The sequence below is a fragment of the Actinoplanes sp. NPDC023714 genome, from assembly GCF_040639855.1.
Lineage (GTDB): Bacteria > Actinomycetota > Actinomycetes > Mycobacteriales > Micromonosporaceae > Actinoplanes.
The window spans coordinates 251,730-264,440 of sequence record NZ_JBFAAR010000005.1 but is presented as its reverse complement, the minus strand read 5'-3'; the positions used below and the strand labels follow the sequence as shown (position 1 = coordinate 264,440).

At 66.1% G+C, this 12,711-nt stretch carries 12 protein-coding genes and 2 tRNA genes; 5 read left to right on the top strand and 9 right to left on the bottom strand.

Annotated features, from left to right (window positions below; all coding sequences use genetic code 11):
• Positions 1-157: 157 nt before the first annotated feature.
• Positions 158-1,180, bottom strand: a complete 1,023-nt coding sequence (locus tag AB0G10_RS24045; protein ID WP_360926448.1) for a beta family protein — start codon at positions 1,178-1,180, stop codon at positions 158-160.
• 252 nt (positions 1,181-1,432) lie between these two features.
• A complete protein-coding gene (locus AB0G10_RS24040; RefSeq protein WP_360925681.1) occupies positions 1,433-2,260 on the bottom strand; it encodes a replication-relaxation family protein in 828 nt (275 codons plus the stop codon).
• 893 nt (positions 2,261-3,153) lie between these two features.
• On the opposite strand from AB0G10_RS24040, the gene AB0G10_RS24035 reads away from it, so the two are divergent.
• Both AB0G10_RS24035 and AB0G10_RS24030 read left to right on the top strand, forming a co-directional pair.
• Positions 3,154-3,486 carry a DNA-binding protein gene (locus tag AB0G10_RS24035; RefSeq protein ID WP_360925678.1) on the top strand — a complete coding sequence of 111 codons (333 nt, stop codon included), beginning with the start codon at positions 3,154-3,156 and terminating at the stop codon, positions 3,484-3,486.
• Positions 3,483-4,940, top strand: coding sequence for a tyrosine-type recombinase/integrase (locus tag AB0G10_RS24030; RefSeq protein ID WP_360925676.1), 1,458 nt, complete (start codon positions 3,483-3,485; stop codon positions 4,938-4,940). Before AB0G10_RS24035 ends, AB0G10_RS24030 begins: the two co-directional genes overlap by 4 nt.
• Positions 4,941-5,245: 305 nt before the next feature.
• Here the strand turns inward: AB0G10_RS24030 and AB0G10_RS24025 are convergent, their stop codons facing one another.
• Both AB0G10_RS24025 and AB0G10_RS24020 read right to left on the bottom strand, forming a co-directional pair.
• Positions 5,246-5,788 (bottom strand): CYTH domain-containing protein, encoded by a 543-nt coding sequence (locus AB0G10_RS24025; protein WP_360925673.1) that lies wholly within the window; start codon positions 5,786-5,788, stop codon positions 5,246-5,248.
• An 11-nt stretch (positions 5,789-5,799) separates the two neighbouring features.
• Positions 5,800-6,951: a radical SAM protein gene (locus tag AB0G10_RS24020; RefSeq protein ID WP_360925670.1), complete on the bottom strand. Its 1,152-nt coding sequence runs from the start codon at positions 6,949-6,951 to the stop codon at positions 5,800-5,802.
• A gap of 144 nt (positions 6,952-7,095) precedes the next feature.
• On the opposite strand from AB0G10_RS24020, the gene AB0G10_RS24015 reads away from it, so the two are divergent.
• Together AB0G10_RS24015 and AB0G10_RS24010 are read left to right on the top strand one after the other, a co-directional pair.
• Complete coding sequence (locus AB0G10_RS24015; protein WP_360925667.1) at positions 7,096-7,980, top strand: DUF5919 domain-containing protein; 885 nt, start codon at positions 7,096-7,098, stop codon at positions 7,978-7,980.
• Complete coding sequence (locus tag AB0G10_RS24010; RefSeq protein ID WP_360925665.1) at positions 7,977-8,777, top strand: inositol monophosphatase family protein; 801 nt, start codon at positions 7,977-7,979, stop codon at positions 8,775-8,777. The genes AB0G10_RS24015 and AB0G10_RS24010 overlap by 4 nt, the downstream gene beginning before the upstream one ends.
• A 151-nt stretch (positions 8,778-8,928) precedes the next feature.
• On the opposite strand, the gene AB0G10_RS24005 is transcribed toward AB0G10_RS24010, so the two are convergent.
• The 4 genes from AB0G10_RS24005 to AB0G10_RS23990 all read right to left on the bottom strand — a co-directional run bounded on the left by AB0G10_RS24005 (position 8,929) and on the right by AB0G10_RS23990 (position 10,494).
• Complete coding sequence (locus tag AB0G10_RS24005) at positions 8,929-9,579, bottom strand: nucleotidyl transferase AbiEii/AbiGii toxin family protein (RefSeq protein ID WP_360925662.1); 651 nt, start codon at positions 9,577-9,579, stop codon at positions 8,929-8,931.
• Between the two features lie 2 nt (positions 9,580-9,581).
• The gene (locus AB0G10_RS24000; RefSeq protein ID WP_360925659.1) at positions 9,582-9,935 is read right to left on the bottom strand and encodes a hypothetical protein; all 354 of its coding nucleotides are present in this window, start codon (positions 9,933-9,935) and stop codon (positions 9,582-9,584) included.
• A gap of 353 nt (positions 9,936-10,288) precedes the next feature.
• Positions 10,289-10,361 (bottom strand) — tRNA-Arg (locus tag AB0G10_RS23995).
• A 42-nt stretch (positions 10,362-10,403) separates the two neighbouring features.
• Positions 10,404-10,494 (bottom strand) — tRNA-Ser (locus AB0G10_RS23990).
• A 535-nt stretch (positions 10,495-11,029) separates the two neighbouring features.
• Between AB0G10_RS23990 and AB0G10_RS23985 the strand changes: the two genes are divergently transcribed.
• Positions 11,030-11,866 carry a hypothetical protein gene (locus AB0G10_RS23985; protein ID WP_360925656.1) on the top strand — a complete coding sequence of 279 codons (837 nt, stop codon included), beginning with the start codon at positions 11,030-11,032 and terminating at the stop codon, positions 11,864-11,866.
• On the opposite strand, the gene AB0G10_RS23980 is transcribed toward AB0G10_RS23985, so the two are convergent.
• On the bottom strand, positions 11,824-12,600 hold the full coding sequence (locus tag AB0G10_RS23980) for a CPBP family intramembrane glutamic endopeptidase (protein ID WP_360925654.1): 777 nt from the start codon (positions 12,598-12,600) through the stop codon (positions 11,824-11,826). The two genes, AB0G10_RS23985 and AB0G10_RS23980, sit on opposite strands and share 43 nt — an antisense overlap.
• Between the last annotated feature and the right edge of the window lie 111 nt (positions 12,601-12,711).

Here is a 12,711-nt window from a genome sequence, read left to right as displayed (position 1 = left end):
TCATCGGCCTGGTTGAGGGATCACCACCCACCGCAGCATCACCACCCTGCCAGTCATAGATCAAACTCCGCGCCACCCAAAGCACCATAAGCGGCATTCCGGGCGGCCGTCGACCAACAGCGAGGGGGTGACGATCGGCGAAGCGGGCGACGGGGAGTCAGCCGTCGGTATCGTGCGAATCTTCGAGCATCTTCAGCACGTGGGTCAGGTGGTGTGCCGTGCCCCAGGCTCGCCATCCTGTCGCGTTCCCGGGACCTCCGAGCACGGCGGCGCGTTGCGCGATCTCGGCATCGCCCCAGGAGTACGCGGCACCTTCTGCCGGCCAGTGATCCGCCGCCACCAGCGAGGCGCAAAGGTCGTACATGCTCTTGTAGCCGTTGCCGTCGCGCGCCCATCGGTATATCCACCACACATCCTCGTCGGTGTACCGAAGGTTCGGAGGTGGAGGCCATCCCTTGACGCTCATCTTCGGGTGGGCGATGCCGTAGTCCCCGAATACGATGTCGGGATCTTGGAGTCGTCTCCAGAGAGCAAGGTCGCGTCTGGGTATAGGGGTGGCGATGTTGTACGGGAGGCCGCTGATCGACTCCGGCATCGCCCCTGAGGCCACCGTGATGGATTCCCACGGATAGCGCCGCGCCCAGACTAGGCACTTTCGTGCCAGCGCTTCGACTCTGCCGATGTCGCGCTCTGAGCGAACGTCGAAGAAATCGAGAACGAGTGCAGACCTTTCGATCGTCGTCCCAGCCCGCCGGCAGAGCTTAGCCAGCGCCGCTTCGGCTTCATCCTCGTCAGGATCGGCGATGTCGCCGCCGAGCCGGATGACAGCCTGCCCATCATGCATCTCCGCAGCCTGTCGCGCCTCTGTCAGACGGCGCTCGGAGTCGTTTAGGTGGAGAACCGGCCGGATTGGGACGCACCAATCGGCGAAATCGTCGACGACAGTCTGCAGCGCTCCCCGCCAGCCTCCGTCCGGATCATCCAGGTAACGAGCGTCGACCGCCACGCTCATCCCCCGCGGTATTACGTTCCGGGCCTTCTCGGCGAAGCTGTGGGCATCCTTGATCGGATCCCCACTGGTTGGCGGCACCTCGAAGATCGGCATCACCCTCGCTGCCAGCACTTCCGGCAGATGATCGATGGCTTTGAGCTCACCTTCCCTGCCTTTGAGTATGGGCATGTAGACCACGGCGCACCCTTCGCTGGCCATCCACGCTTATCACTCAATAGTGCACGCTAAGTGACGCTACAACAACATTTCGTGCTCTCGCTGCAACGTGGACGGTAGCCACCCCGAGGTCAGGCCCGATGGCGGTGACCTTCGCTGCACTGGACCGTCAGAGCAAAGGGTGATCATCTACCCGGCTGATGGATCAGGCCGCTGCCGCCGTTTTCCAGGCGTGCCGCAGGCCCGACGCGCCAACGTCGCTAGTCATAGACCTGACAGGCGACAGCGCTCGCTCGAACCCACGCTGGCCCAGACCTGGCCGGCTGGACCGGCTGAGTCCTCGCGCGTGCCAGTGGCGACGCGCAATAGGTCGGGACCTTCAGCGAGGCGTAGCCGGAGGTTGCGTTCCCGGGCGGCGGAGTGTAGCCAGAACAGGATCGGCCAGGACCGGTCGAGGGTGGCGAAGAGTCTGGCGTAGCCGATGATTTTGGCGGTGAGAACGCCAAGCTGTTCGGTGCCAGTGTCGTACTCAAGGAAGAACGGCACCTGGCGGCCATTCTCCAGCCAGAGCCCGTACCCGTCTGGGCGTATCGGTGGTTCGTACGCCCGAAGCAGTGCCGGGTCGTCGTCGGTGACGAACGTGCCGGCTCGCTGGCAGACGGCTTCGGGCAGCCACTGCTGGAGTTCGGCGCCGGGGTGCGTGCGGGCGTGGCCGGCGAGGTCGGTGAAGAACTGGTTGACGCCGAGCCGGTGGTCGAGAGTGCGGGTGGAGGTCCAGCGGCGGCGTTCGAGGCGGGCGTGGTCACGGCGCGGTGGCCGTTCGTCGCGGGCCGCGGCGACGACTTCGGCGCCGAGCTGGTCGATGAGCCAGTGGTACGGGTAGGAGCCGCCGTCGGCACGCTGAGGGCGGAAGCGGGCTATCAGTCGCAGTTGGTAGAGCGTGCGGAGGCGGCGCTGGCAGAAGTCCAGCGACGGGAACAGGGCGTTGGCGGCCTGGAAGGTGGTGAGGACGCCGTGGTCGTAGAGCCAGCCCAGCAGGATCCGGTCACGGGTCGTGAGTTGTGACTGCACTCGCAGGACGGGATCATCCATGCCGCAGCCCAGGGGAGACCCGGATGATTGCAGGGTCTGTCGGTGCACACGGCGCCAGCGGTGACAGCCGCCCTGACCTGCGGTGTGAGGTGGGCGTGGGGGTCGGTTCGGGGGTCCGGTTGAAGACTGACGTCAACCCGGACAGCAAGACTGACGTCCACGCTGACACTCGAACCGTTGTCGATACTGAATTTGCGGATGGCACAGTTCTCCCTTTGAGTTTGGAAGCGCGGCAAAGTGGTGTGGTGCCGGCCGGGAACCGCGGTCGCTGATCGGTCCGACGTGGATGGCAGGCGGTCGGACTCGGCTACCTGGGGCGAGCCGTCACGGCCTGGTCGTGGGCAACGGGCCGCGGTGCTTCCCGGCGAGCCTGGGAAGCGGTCGGCAATGACGTCGGCGTGCGGGTGTCCTGCCCGCACAGCTTCCGCGTCAGCGGGGATCGGGCAACGGCCGAACAGCGGAATGTCGGCGGCTTCGCTGTTCAAAACGCGGTTTGTCAGCTCTGGCGAACACTTCCCGGTCTAACAGGTTTCTGACAGGCCGACATGGATCTATGACAGTGCAGGTCAGCGGCTATCTCGTCCCGTTCCGGCACGACGTCTCATCACGCACACCGCATGGACATCGGCTGTGCACAACCGTCTGACAGAGCCGCCGACGAGGTCGGTGTGCGGACGCTGTCAGACCCTCGGGGAGACTATCGCGATCGCTGATTAAGGCCCTGAGCCGCACTGTCAGATTCGTGGAGGGCGCTGTCAGAAACCCGTTAGACCGGAAAGTGTTCGCCGGAGCTGACAAGAGCCGGTTTGAGGGTGCACGCGCGTCCTCGGCCGCCCTGCGGCGGAAGGGATGCGCCTGAATCGGCCGTCTCTTGCGACAGGAGCACTCTCACCGTGAACGCCAATCCCAGCCACAGCGTCTCAAGCGGTCACCGCGACGAGGTATGGACCGAGGACCGCATCCGCGCCCTCGGCGCGGTCACCGACCTGCCCACCGCTGCCCGGATCTTCGGCCTCGGCCGGTCCCTGGCCTACGACCTCGCCCGCACCGACCAGTTCCCGGCACTGGTCATCCGCGCCGGCACCCGCTACCGCGTACCGATCGCCGGGATCCTCACCGCTCTCGGCCTGCCCACCAGCCCCGACTTGACCTCATCGGCGAAGCCAAGCGTGGATCACCACGACGGAATCAGACCGTCCGACCACGACGAGCGGGGAGAACCGTGACCAGCGAAGGATCCATCACCAAACGATGCGGCTGCAAAGACCCGACTACCGGCAAACGACTCAACAGCGGATGCCCGAAACTACGACGCCCTGGCGGCTCCTGGAGCACCACCCACGGCACCTGGGGCTACCAACTGGAACTGCCCGTCGGGCCGGGCCGCAACCGACGAGTCATGCGCCGCAGCGGCTTCGACGACCGCGACGCCACACGCACCGAACTCGACCATGCCCGCTCGCTGCTCGCCCTCGCCGGCGACGACAGCGGCCTCGCCGTACAGATCGGCGGCCTTCTCCAAGCCTGCAAGAACGGCGTCGCCCTGCCCGACCGCGACACCGTCGCCACCCGCGTCCGCGCCGGTGTCCCCGCCAGCGTGCCGACCACCACCGGCGAGTACCTCTCCGAATGGCTGGCCGGACGGCGAGGCCTCTCGCCCAAGACGATCCGCGGGTACGGCGACCACATCCGCTCCTACCTCATCCCGCACCTCGGCGAGGTTCCGCTGCAGAGCCTGCGGGCCAGCCACATCCAGCTCATGTTCACCGCGCTCGACGCCCGCAACGAACAGATCCGGACCGCACGGACCAGCACTGACCCCGTCGTACGCCAGAAGTATCGAGGCATCCGGCCGATGGAGGCCGCCAGCATGCGCCGACTGTTCGCCACCTTGCGGGTGGCACTCAACGACGCCGTCCGCCGCGCCCGACTCATCCCTAACAACCCCGCCCTCGGCATCGAACTCGAAGCCGGCACCCGGCCGAAGGCACGGGTCTGGACACCCAAGTCGATCGAACTCTGGAAGGCGACCGGTGAACGGCCCAGCCCAGTGATGGTGTGGCGACCCGAGCAAGCCGGACAGTTCCTCGACTACGCCCAACGCCACGACGCCGTGCTCTACCCGATGTTCGAACTGATCCTGCACCGCGGCCTGCGACGCGGCGAAGCCGTCGGGCTCCGCGATCACGACGTCGACCTCAACGAGGCCTACCTCAGCATCGTCCAACAGATCACCACCGTCGGCTACGAACCAGTCACCCGCAAGGTGAAGAGCGACGCCGGCGACCGGGTCGTCCCTCTCGGCCCCACAACCGTTACCAGCCTCACCGCCTACCTCGACATGCGCAACCGATGGCAGCAGGTCAGCGGTGACAGCTGGCCGGACACCGGACTGTTCTTCGTACGCCCGAATGGACAACCGTGGCATCCACAGGCCATCAGCGACCGCTTTGACCACCTCGTCATCAAGAGCGGCCTACCACCGGTCAGGTTGCACGACCTCCGGCACTGCGCCGCCACCTACCTACGCCATGGCGGCGCCGATATGAAGGAGATCCAGGAAGTTCTCGGCCACTCCACCATCGGACTCACCTCCGACACCTACACCTCGGTCATCCTCGAACTACGACGTCCGAACGCCGACGCGGCCGCCAACCTCATCCCCCGCGAAGCCGCGTAGTAAAGCCGGTCCGCGTTCGCCTGGAAGCCGAGGCAACGGCGGAAACACCACGTGCCGGGCCTCCCTCATCGGGAGGCCCGGCTTCGCTGCCGCAACGGCGGCCATCGGCCGACCGCCGCGGTACTGGTCTAGTCGCAAGACAACCTGACCAGGTGCACGAACAATCGCGTGACTTCGCCGAACGGTCAAGTGCCCTGAGCAGGCGGGACAGGGATCGGTCGGCACCGCAATCGCGTCGGCGACATCAGAACCCTGCTGTGCCGACGCGTCCTTCTTTCGTTGAGTTCGAGTCTCTTTGTCGACGGTCAGCGGTCGCTGAAACGAAGCTGCGGATGGGCGAAAAGATCGATGCCATAGCGCGCATAGACCTTCACTGTGTTCTCGCCGGTCAGCGCGTCTTCAGAGATGCCGAGCAGCGCGGCCACTCGCACGACCTCCTCGCGGGAGTCCGCCTCGATCTCCAGGTAGGGCGGGATCAGCGGCCATTCGTCGATCTCCAGGCGAGCTCCGTCGAGCAGGAAACTAGTGCGCCGATTCTCCTGGTACGACTTCGCCGTGAAGCCGAGCCGGCCCAGTAGTTCGTTGGTCGCCTCGAAGCGGTCGACGCCGACCTCTACCTCGTCGGTGCCGTCGATCCCGTCGTGCGCGATCTCCTTGACCGCCAGCGTCGCGCCCGCACCGGTGTCGCGCAGTCGAATCCAGCGGCTCTCGTCGCCGGGGGTGATGTCGTAGACATGGCGACGTTGGAGCAGCGTTTCGCCCTTCTGTTGTCCTCCGAGAGAGAGGATCGACGAGGTCATCTGGGCAGGATCGATGTCGAGAACCTTCGCCTCAAATTCGGTCGACAACTCAGTGCTCCTTACTGGAACAGGACAGAAGTGGACAACTGACCGTACTCGGCATCACGTAGTGCGACGACTTCCTGGCACAGGGGACTCTGGACGAACTCGCTGACCGGCATACACAAGTCCATCCGTTGGATACAGACGCCGACCTGGTAGCCACCGCGCCGATCGCGATAAAGGCGGACGCCGTAGAAGCCCTCCTCGCAGTCCTGGTCATTGTTGAACCGGCAGCCGAGGCACGTCTCGGGGAGCCGGACGCGGCGGATCTTCTTGAAGAGCAACTCTCGGCCCGCAGGAGTCCGGTAGGCAGTACGCCATCCCGAAACTCCGGCTGTCACTCGATGCTCGAAAGCCAGCGCACCCGCTTCCGCCAAGATTCTTTCGATGGCGACGACGGAGTCGATCCCATCATCGAGGGAATTCAGCAGTCGCACCGACAACCCGGGCGCGAAATCGGTCAGCAGTCTGCGCACGCGCGGCGCATGGGAGTAGTTCGGGACCACGATGTTCGCGCTGACTCGGATTCCCGCGGCGAGCGCTGCTTGGACGGCGTGCAGCAACGCCTGGATCTTCTTCTCTGCCCGACGCCGGTCGGCGAATCGGGCGTGCTGGACCTCAGCCAGTTCGCGCGCGGTCGTACCGAAGATGCTGAAGTTCACCCGGTCGAGCCCCTCCCGGGCGCAGCCGTCGAGGACCCGTGCTCCGTTCTCACCGTTGGAGGTCATGCAGACGCGGAAGCCTGCCCCCGTGGCGGACCGGATCACCTCAGCCAGGCGTGGGTGAAGGCTGGGTTCGCCGCCGGTGAGATGCAGCTCGTCAAGGTGCAGCCCATCCCGCAGCGTACGAAGTGCGTCGACGAACTCCTCGTCAGGAGAGACCGTCGCGGGCAGGAACCGTGCGCCGTTACTGGCCAGGTAGATGGAAACGCGTCCCGACCGCCCTGCGCCGTCGAAGTCGCGCGGGTCGCGACCCAGGTTGTCGGCGACGACCGGCGTCCCCTCGTTGTGACAGAACGTGCAGGCCATCCCGCAAGCGTCGATGACCTTCACGCGCAGGGTGCGGTCCCGCTCCACCCGCACCGGCAAGTCAGCCAATTCGCTGCCATGCTCCTCACCGCCCAGCCACACTCGATGATGGAGTGATAGCAATCCGTCAATATCCGCCATGTGCTGATCGTGGTTGCGGAGAGGCGCCGAACCCATCACACGCGGTAGTGCATCAACGGGTAGGTTCGATCCGGTGACCGGATACTTCGGCAATCCCGAGCTATCCGGTGCATGGATGGGGTCGGAAGCGACCAGAGGAGCATCGTGGGTAACCGCACAGCGCCGGCGTTCTCAGTTCCCGAACACCTCTGGCAGGCGGAAAGCATGCGCAGCGCCCTGGCAGCGCGTGACATCGCCCAGGTTTTCCGACTGGTCCAGCGAGAGACAGGCGTGAGCCAATCCCATCTCGGCGTCGCGACGGGCCTCAGCCAGGCACAGGTCAGCGAAATCATCAGTGGCGCGCGCAGGGTTAGCAGTATCGACGTGCTGACCCGTATCTCCACCGGGCTCGGCATGCCTGGTGGTGCCCGCATGACCCTCTTACTTGGTGAACGCGCGCAGACTGATGCGATGCCCTCCGATAAGGATGTCGGGTCGTACCTGATCGAGCGATTCTCCGACGTCGAGGCGATCTACCCGAGCCGATCGGAATTCACCTCGAAGGTGCCGCCCCATGCGCTGTTCGACGAGGCAGCTGACATCCGCGCGGCAGGGTTGTCACTCAATCTGATCTGTCAGCAGTACGCCGACAGCCGGCTGGCTCAAATCGTCCGCGACGGCGCGCGTCTGCGTCTACTCTTCCTGGACCCGGCTGGCAACGCCATCCGCCAACGTGAGACAGAAGAAGGCTTGACCGCCGGCCATCTGGGCTCGCTGACGACCCTCAACCTCCAAGGCATCCTTCGGGTACGCGATCGGCTCCCGGCGGAGGCGCAGGAGCGGATAGAGGTGGCCACCTACGACCAGACGATTCGCATCAACATCATCCTGATCGATGACATCGTCTGCGTCGCCCAGCCGTATCTTCCACATTCCCGAGGAGTTGAGGCTCCCACCATGATGATCAGGAAGCGGTGGCCGGCCGCCGGGCTCTACCCGGTATTCGAGCGCACCTTCGAAGAGCTCTGGAGCGGTGGCCGGCTCAGATGACCGACTACACGGACCTGCTACCCATCGCTCACCAAGCCGTCGACCTAGCCAGGGACATCATGCGCACCATGCAGCCCGGCCTGCTGACCGCCAAGGGCGACCGTGACATGGCGAGCGAGGTCGACTACGCCGTCGAGGACCAGGTTCGCGCCTTCCTCGCCGAACACACCCCGGAGATCGGCTTCCTCGGAGAAGAGAACGGCCTCAGCGGAACGGCAGACGGCCCGACATGGGCCCTCGACCCGGTGGACGGCACCGTCAACTTCGTCCACGGCTCACCGCTCTGCGCCATCTCGCTCGGCCTCATCACCGAGAACCGCTCGGTCCTCGGCATCATCGACCTGCCCTTCCTCGGAAACCGCTACTCCGCAGCCGAAGGCAACGGCGCCCACTCAGACGGCAATCCGATCAGAGTCAGCACGACACGACGAGTCAGCGAGGCCGTGGTGGCGATCGGTGACTACGCGGTCGGCGATGGAGCCACCGAAAAGAACCGAGCCAGGTTCGCCCTCACCCAACGACTGGCCAACAACGTCCAGCGCATCCGCATGCACGGATCAGCCGCCATCGACCTGGCATGGCTGGCCGCAGGCAAAATCGACGCCGTCGTCATGCTGGCCAACAAACCCTGGGACACCGCCGCCGGAGTCATCATCGCCCGCGAAGCCGGCGCACTCACCGCCGACCGTGACGGGTCGGCCCACAGCTTGAAGTCGTCCGCAACGATCGCCGCCAACCCGAACCTTCTCCCCGCCATCCTCGATCTCGCTGCCGACCCCGATCGTTTAGCAACCTGAGCACGCCTCAACGTTCCAGCGCTGCTGGTTCGGAGTGACAGCGGCGGCCCTTTGGCTATCGGACTCCCGTCGACACCAGGTCGAGGTAGAAGGTGCACTGGATCGTGCTCAGCGGTTCGGCGTCGCCCGGACGGGAGCGCAGCTCCCTCTTCTATTGGCCAGCAAGGAGCTGCTCGCGCCATTCCGCGAAACGTCCGCGCATCCCAGCAATCAGGTCCGGAGTGGCGCCATAGGCAGCGAAGCGCCGATCCGGATACCGCGGCAACATCGCCAGCAGGTCGGCCAGAGCTCGGCGGTCGAATCCGGCATCGGCCTGCTCAGCAAGCTCGAGCAACTGCTCGTAGGTGTACCGGCCCGAGATCACAGCGGCATCGACGTCGAGGAAGTCCCGCGGCTCCGCCCGAGTGAACAGCGCGGACATCTTGCCGGCCACGACGTCATCAACATGCAGGACCGGACCGACATCCATCATCACCGGCGGCAACGAACGCCAGTTCGCCGCCAACTCCACCTTGTACGGTCCATCCGGCCCATCGGGATCCGTGACCGCAAGTCGGGCGAAGGTCTCGAACTGCTGCGTGATCTCTACGGCGTACCCGTCGGCACGATAGGCGTCGACGACAGCCTCCACCGCCGCCGCGAACTCACCCCGGCGCTCCCACGCGGTGAAGAGATCGATGTCTTCGCTCGGTCGCTCAAGCAGGCCGTGTGCTTGCACGGCATACCCACCTGCCAGAGCGAAGCCATACCTACCAGCCACCCGAAGAGCGATCTCCGCCAGCTTGAGAAGACCTGGATCCACGCTCAGCCGGCCAGCGCCCGCGGCGGAACAGCCAGCTCAGGAAAGCGCGACTGCCAGAGCGCCCGCAGCCGTGAGGGAAGCCAGAGCTCCGGCCACAGCCTGCGCAGAACCCCGCCGTCAAGCCAGCGGCACAAGTCCTCCGCCGTCGTCGCCTGGTTGAGCACGGTCTGATACATCAACTGCCGGTCCCCGGCATCGTCCAGGTCATAGGTCGCGTCACCGGACCAGTCCAGCGACCGGTCGAGCGTCACCGTGCCACCAACCGGGCCCCGCAGGTCAGCCAGGTTCGACGGGACGACGTAGTGCCGCTGGTCGGCATAACGCGATCCTGGCGGCGCACCATTCACCCCTGCCATCCGACCCACCTCCCGCCTTCGATCGTACGTACACATCACGGCGAACGAACGCCACGCGCCGGACTCCCCGCAACGAGGAGCCCGGCGACGCTGCCACAGCGAAGGCCTGCATGCGACCCGTTCGCCACGGTGCCAGCCGGTCACTCGCCCCGGCTGGTGCACGAACCATCGCGTGACTCCAGGCATAGATCAAGTGCTATTGATGGCATACGGCGAAGCATCCAGATCCGCAGTGAATGCAACCGATCACCACAGGATCACCACGTCCCAAATCGCGGGATCTCGGCATGCCTGGAATGGGAAACAAAAATGCCGTGCCCCGCGTTTCCGCAGGTCACGGCATTTTCAAGAAGTGCGCCCGAAGGGACTCGAACCCCTAACCTTCTGATCCGTAGTCAGATGCTCTATCCATTGAGCTACGGGCGCTTCTCTGTGTTGCTCAGTCAGCCTACAACACCGACTTTCGCGCGGAGACTCCGGGATTCGAACCCGGGAGGGGCTTTAAAACCCCAACCGCATTAGCAGTGCGGCGCCATAGACCAGACTAGGCGAAGTCTCCCCGGTGGCCCGAAGGTCACCGAGGCTTGAGAATACCGGACCGTCCGGACGGCGCACAAAGAGGGCCGCACCCGGCACGCCGAAGATCTGCGCAAGGCGTCTCCAACAGGCGAAACGTCGCGTCAGCGACTAGGCTTCGTTCGATGGAGGAGAACACCCGCCGGGAGGCCCCGCGCGCTCGTGATCCGCGGGCGCCGTTCGCCAAGCCCGAGCAGACGGCCCCTGCCGAGCAGCCTCCCGCGCGCTCCGCCCGGCGCGGCGCACCGCCGGCGGTCACTTTCCAACCCCCGCGTCCCGGCCCGAGTGCCCAAGGTCACTCTTCCGAGCCACCTTCGAGTACGAGCGGAGCACCCGTGCAGCCGGCCGACGCCCCGAAACAGGCCCGTCCCGCACGCAGACCGGCCCGCAAACCGGTCCCGCCCCAGCCGAAGCCCCAAACCGAAGCGCCCCAGACCGAAGCGCCCCAAACCGAAGCGCCCCAAGCCGAAGCGCCCCAGCCGGAACCCGCCGAGAATGAGACGACGGTCACGGCCCCGGTGAAGGCCGCCCCGGTCAAGAAGGCGACCCCGGCAAAAGCCGCAAAGAAGGCAGCCCCCGCGAAGGCGACCCCGGCGAAGAAGGCCGCCACTCCACGGAAGACGGCCGCCCCCAAGCCCCCGACCCCGGTGGCCGAAACGACGCAGCCCGAGCCGACAAAGCCCGAGCCGACAAGAACCGAGCCGACAAAGCCCGAGCAGACAAAGCCCGAGCCGCCGACTGCGACCCCCGAGCCGCCGACTGCGACCCCCGAGCTTCCGATCTTCGAGGCGGTCCGCGCCGCCGAACCCCGGCGGCCGGAACCCCACGATCTTCTGGCGAAGCTCCTGGCCGAGCCCGCCCACGCCCCGGCCACCCTGGCCCACGAGGCGGTCCGCACGCTCGGCCCCCGGGCCCGCGATCACGTCGCGGCGCTGCGGCACACCTATCCGGCGGCGACCACCGAGGGCCTGGTCCGCCTGACGATCCAGCGCTTCACCCGTTCGGCGGGACTGCGGGGCGCGCTGAGCGCGGCCGCCGGCCCGTACGCTCCGGTGGCCATCGCGGGCAGCGCCGCGATCACGCACGCCGAGCTGGTGTTGCACCTGGCCGCGCTGCACGGCCTGGACCCGGTGGACCCGCAGCGGGCCGAGGACATCCTGGCCTGCGCCCCGGTCGCGGCGTCGGTCAGGATCCTGGCCGGCTGGGTCGCGCTCAGCATGATCAACAGAGTGCTGCCGGGAGCCGGGCTGGTGGCGACCGTCCTGGCCGGCCGGAACGCGATCGAGGCGACCGCGGTCCGGGCGAGACTGCACTACACCCGCAGCCAACTCAGCCAGTCGTCGGGCAGCAGCTGATAGCCGACGAACGCGGTGATGTCGAGGAGCGCGTGCGCCACGATCAGCGGCATCACCCGTTTCGTCCGCAGGAAGAAGAGCGCGAACACCACGCCCATCACCGCGTTGCCGAGGAAGGCGCCGAAGCCCTGGTAGAGGTGGTAGGAGCCGCGCACCACGGCGGAGATGGCGACGATCCAGACCGGTGTGAGGCCCATCGTGCGCAGCCGCGTGATCAGGTATCCCACCACGATCACTTCTTCGAGGATCGAGTTCTCCAGCGCGGACAGGATGAGCACGGGCACCGTCCACCAGTACGGCGCCAGCGCGGAGGGCACGATCTGTGCGTTGATCCCGAGCTGGAGTGAGACGTACACGAGAAGGAGCCCTGGAATCCCGATGGCCGCGGCCAAACCGAAGCCCCAGCCCAGGTCGAAGCGGGGCCGGCGGTAGTCGATGCCGAGCTCGCGGCTCGGCGAGATGTGGTCGCGGATCAGCAGGTAGAGCACCAGGGCGACGGGCACCAGGTCGAAGAGGATGCCGAGAAGCTGATAGGTCAGGTCGAGGTACGGCCGCGGCGAACGACTCGGGTTCAGCGTGGCGGTCTGCTGCGCCAGCGGCACGGTGGCGGTGAGCTTCGCGGCGAGCGAGACGATCGCGTAGACGGCCGACTGCCCGAGAGACAGCAGCAGGACGATGACTATCTCGGCGGTGTACACCCTACGGGTGTTCTGCCGGCTGTCTTCGAGGGTCACGCGCCAACTCTACGGCTGGCACAAACGCCCCTAATTCACCAAGCGACACACCGGGCGCTATGACGAGTCGCACTTTTGGTGCGTCGTGTTCCTGACTGCGCTGACCACCCT

Excerpts from the sequence above, each read along its gene's own strand:
- AB0G10_RS24020 (WP_360925670.1), bottom strand. The coding sequence starts at position 6,951 with ATGGCGGATATTGACGGATTGCTATCACTCCATCATCGAGTGTGGCTG.
- AB0G10_RS24045 (WP_360926448.1), bottom strand. The coding sequence starts at position 1,180 with ATGCCCATACTCAAAGGCAGGGAAGGTGAGCTCAAAGCCATCGATCAT.
- AB0G10_RS24010 (WP_360925665.1), top strand. The coding sequence starts at position 7,977 with ATGACCGACTACACGGACCTGCTACCCATCGCTCACCAAGCCGTCGAC.
- AB0G10_RS24000 (WP_360925659.1), bottom strand. The coding sequence starts at position 9,935 with ATGGCAGGGGTGAATGGTGCGCCGCCAGGATCGCGTTATGCCGACCAG.
- AB0G10_RS24040 (WP_360925681.1), bottom strand. The coding sequence starts at position 2,260 with ATGGATGATCCCGTCCTGCGAGTGCAGTCACAACTCACGACCCGTGAC.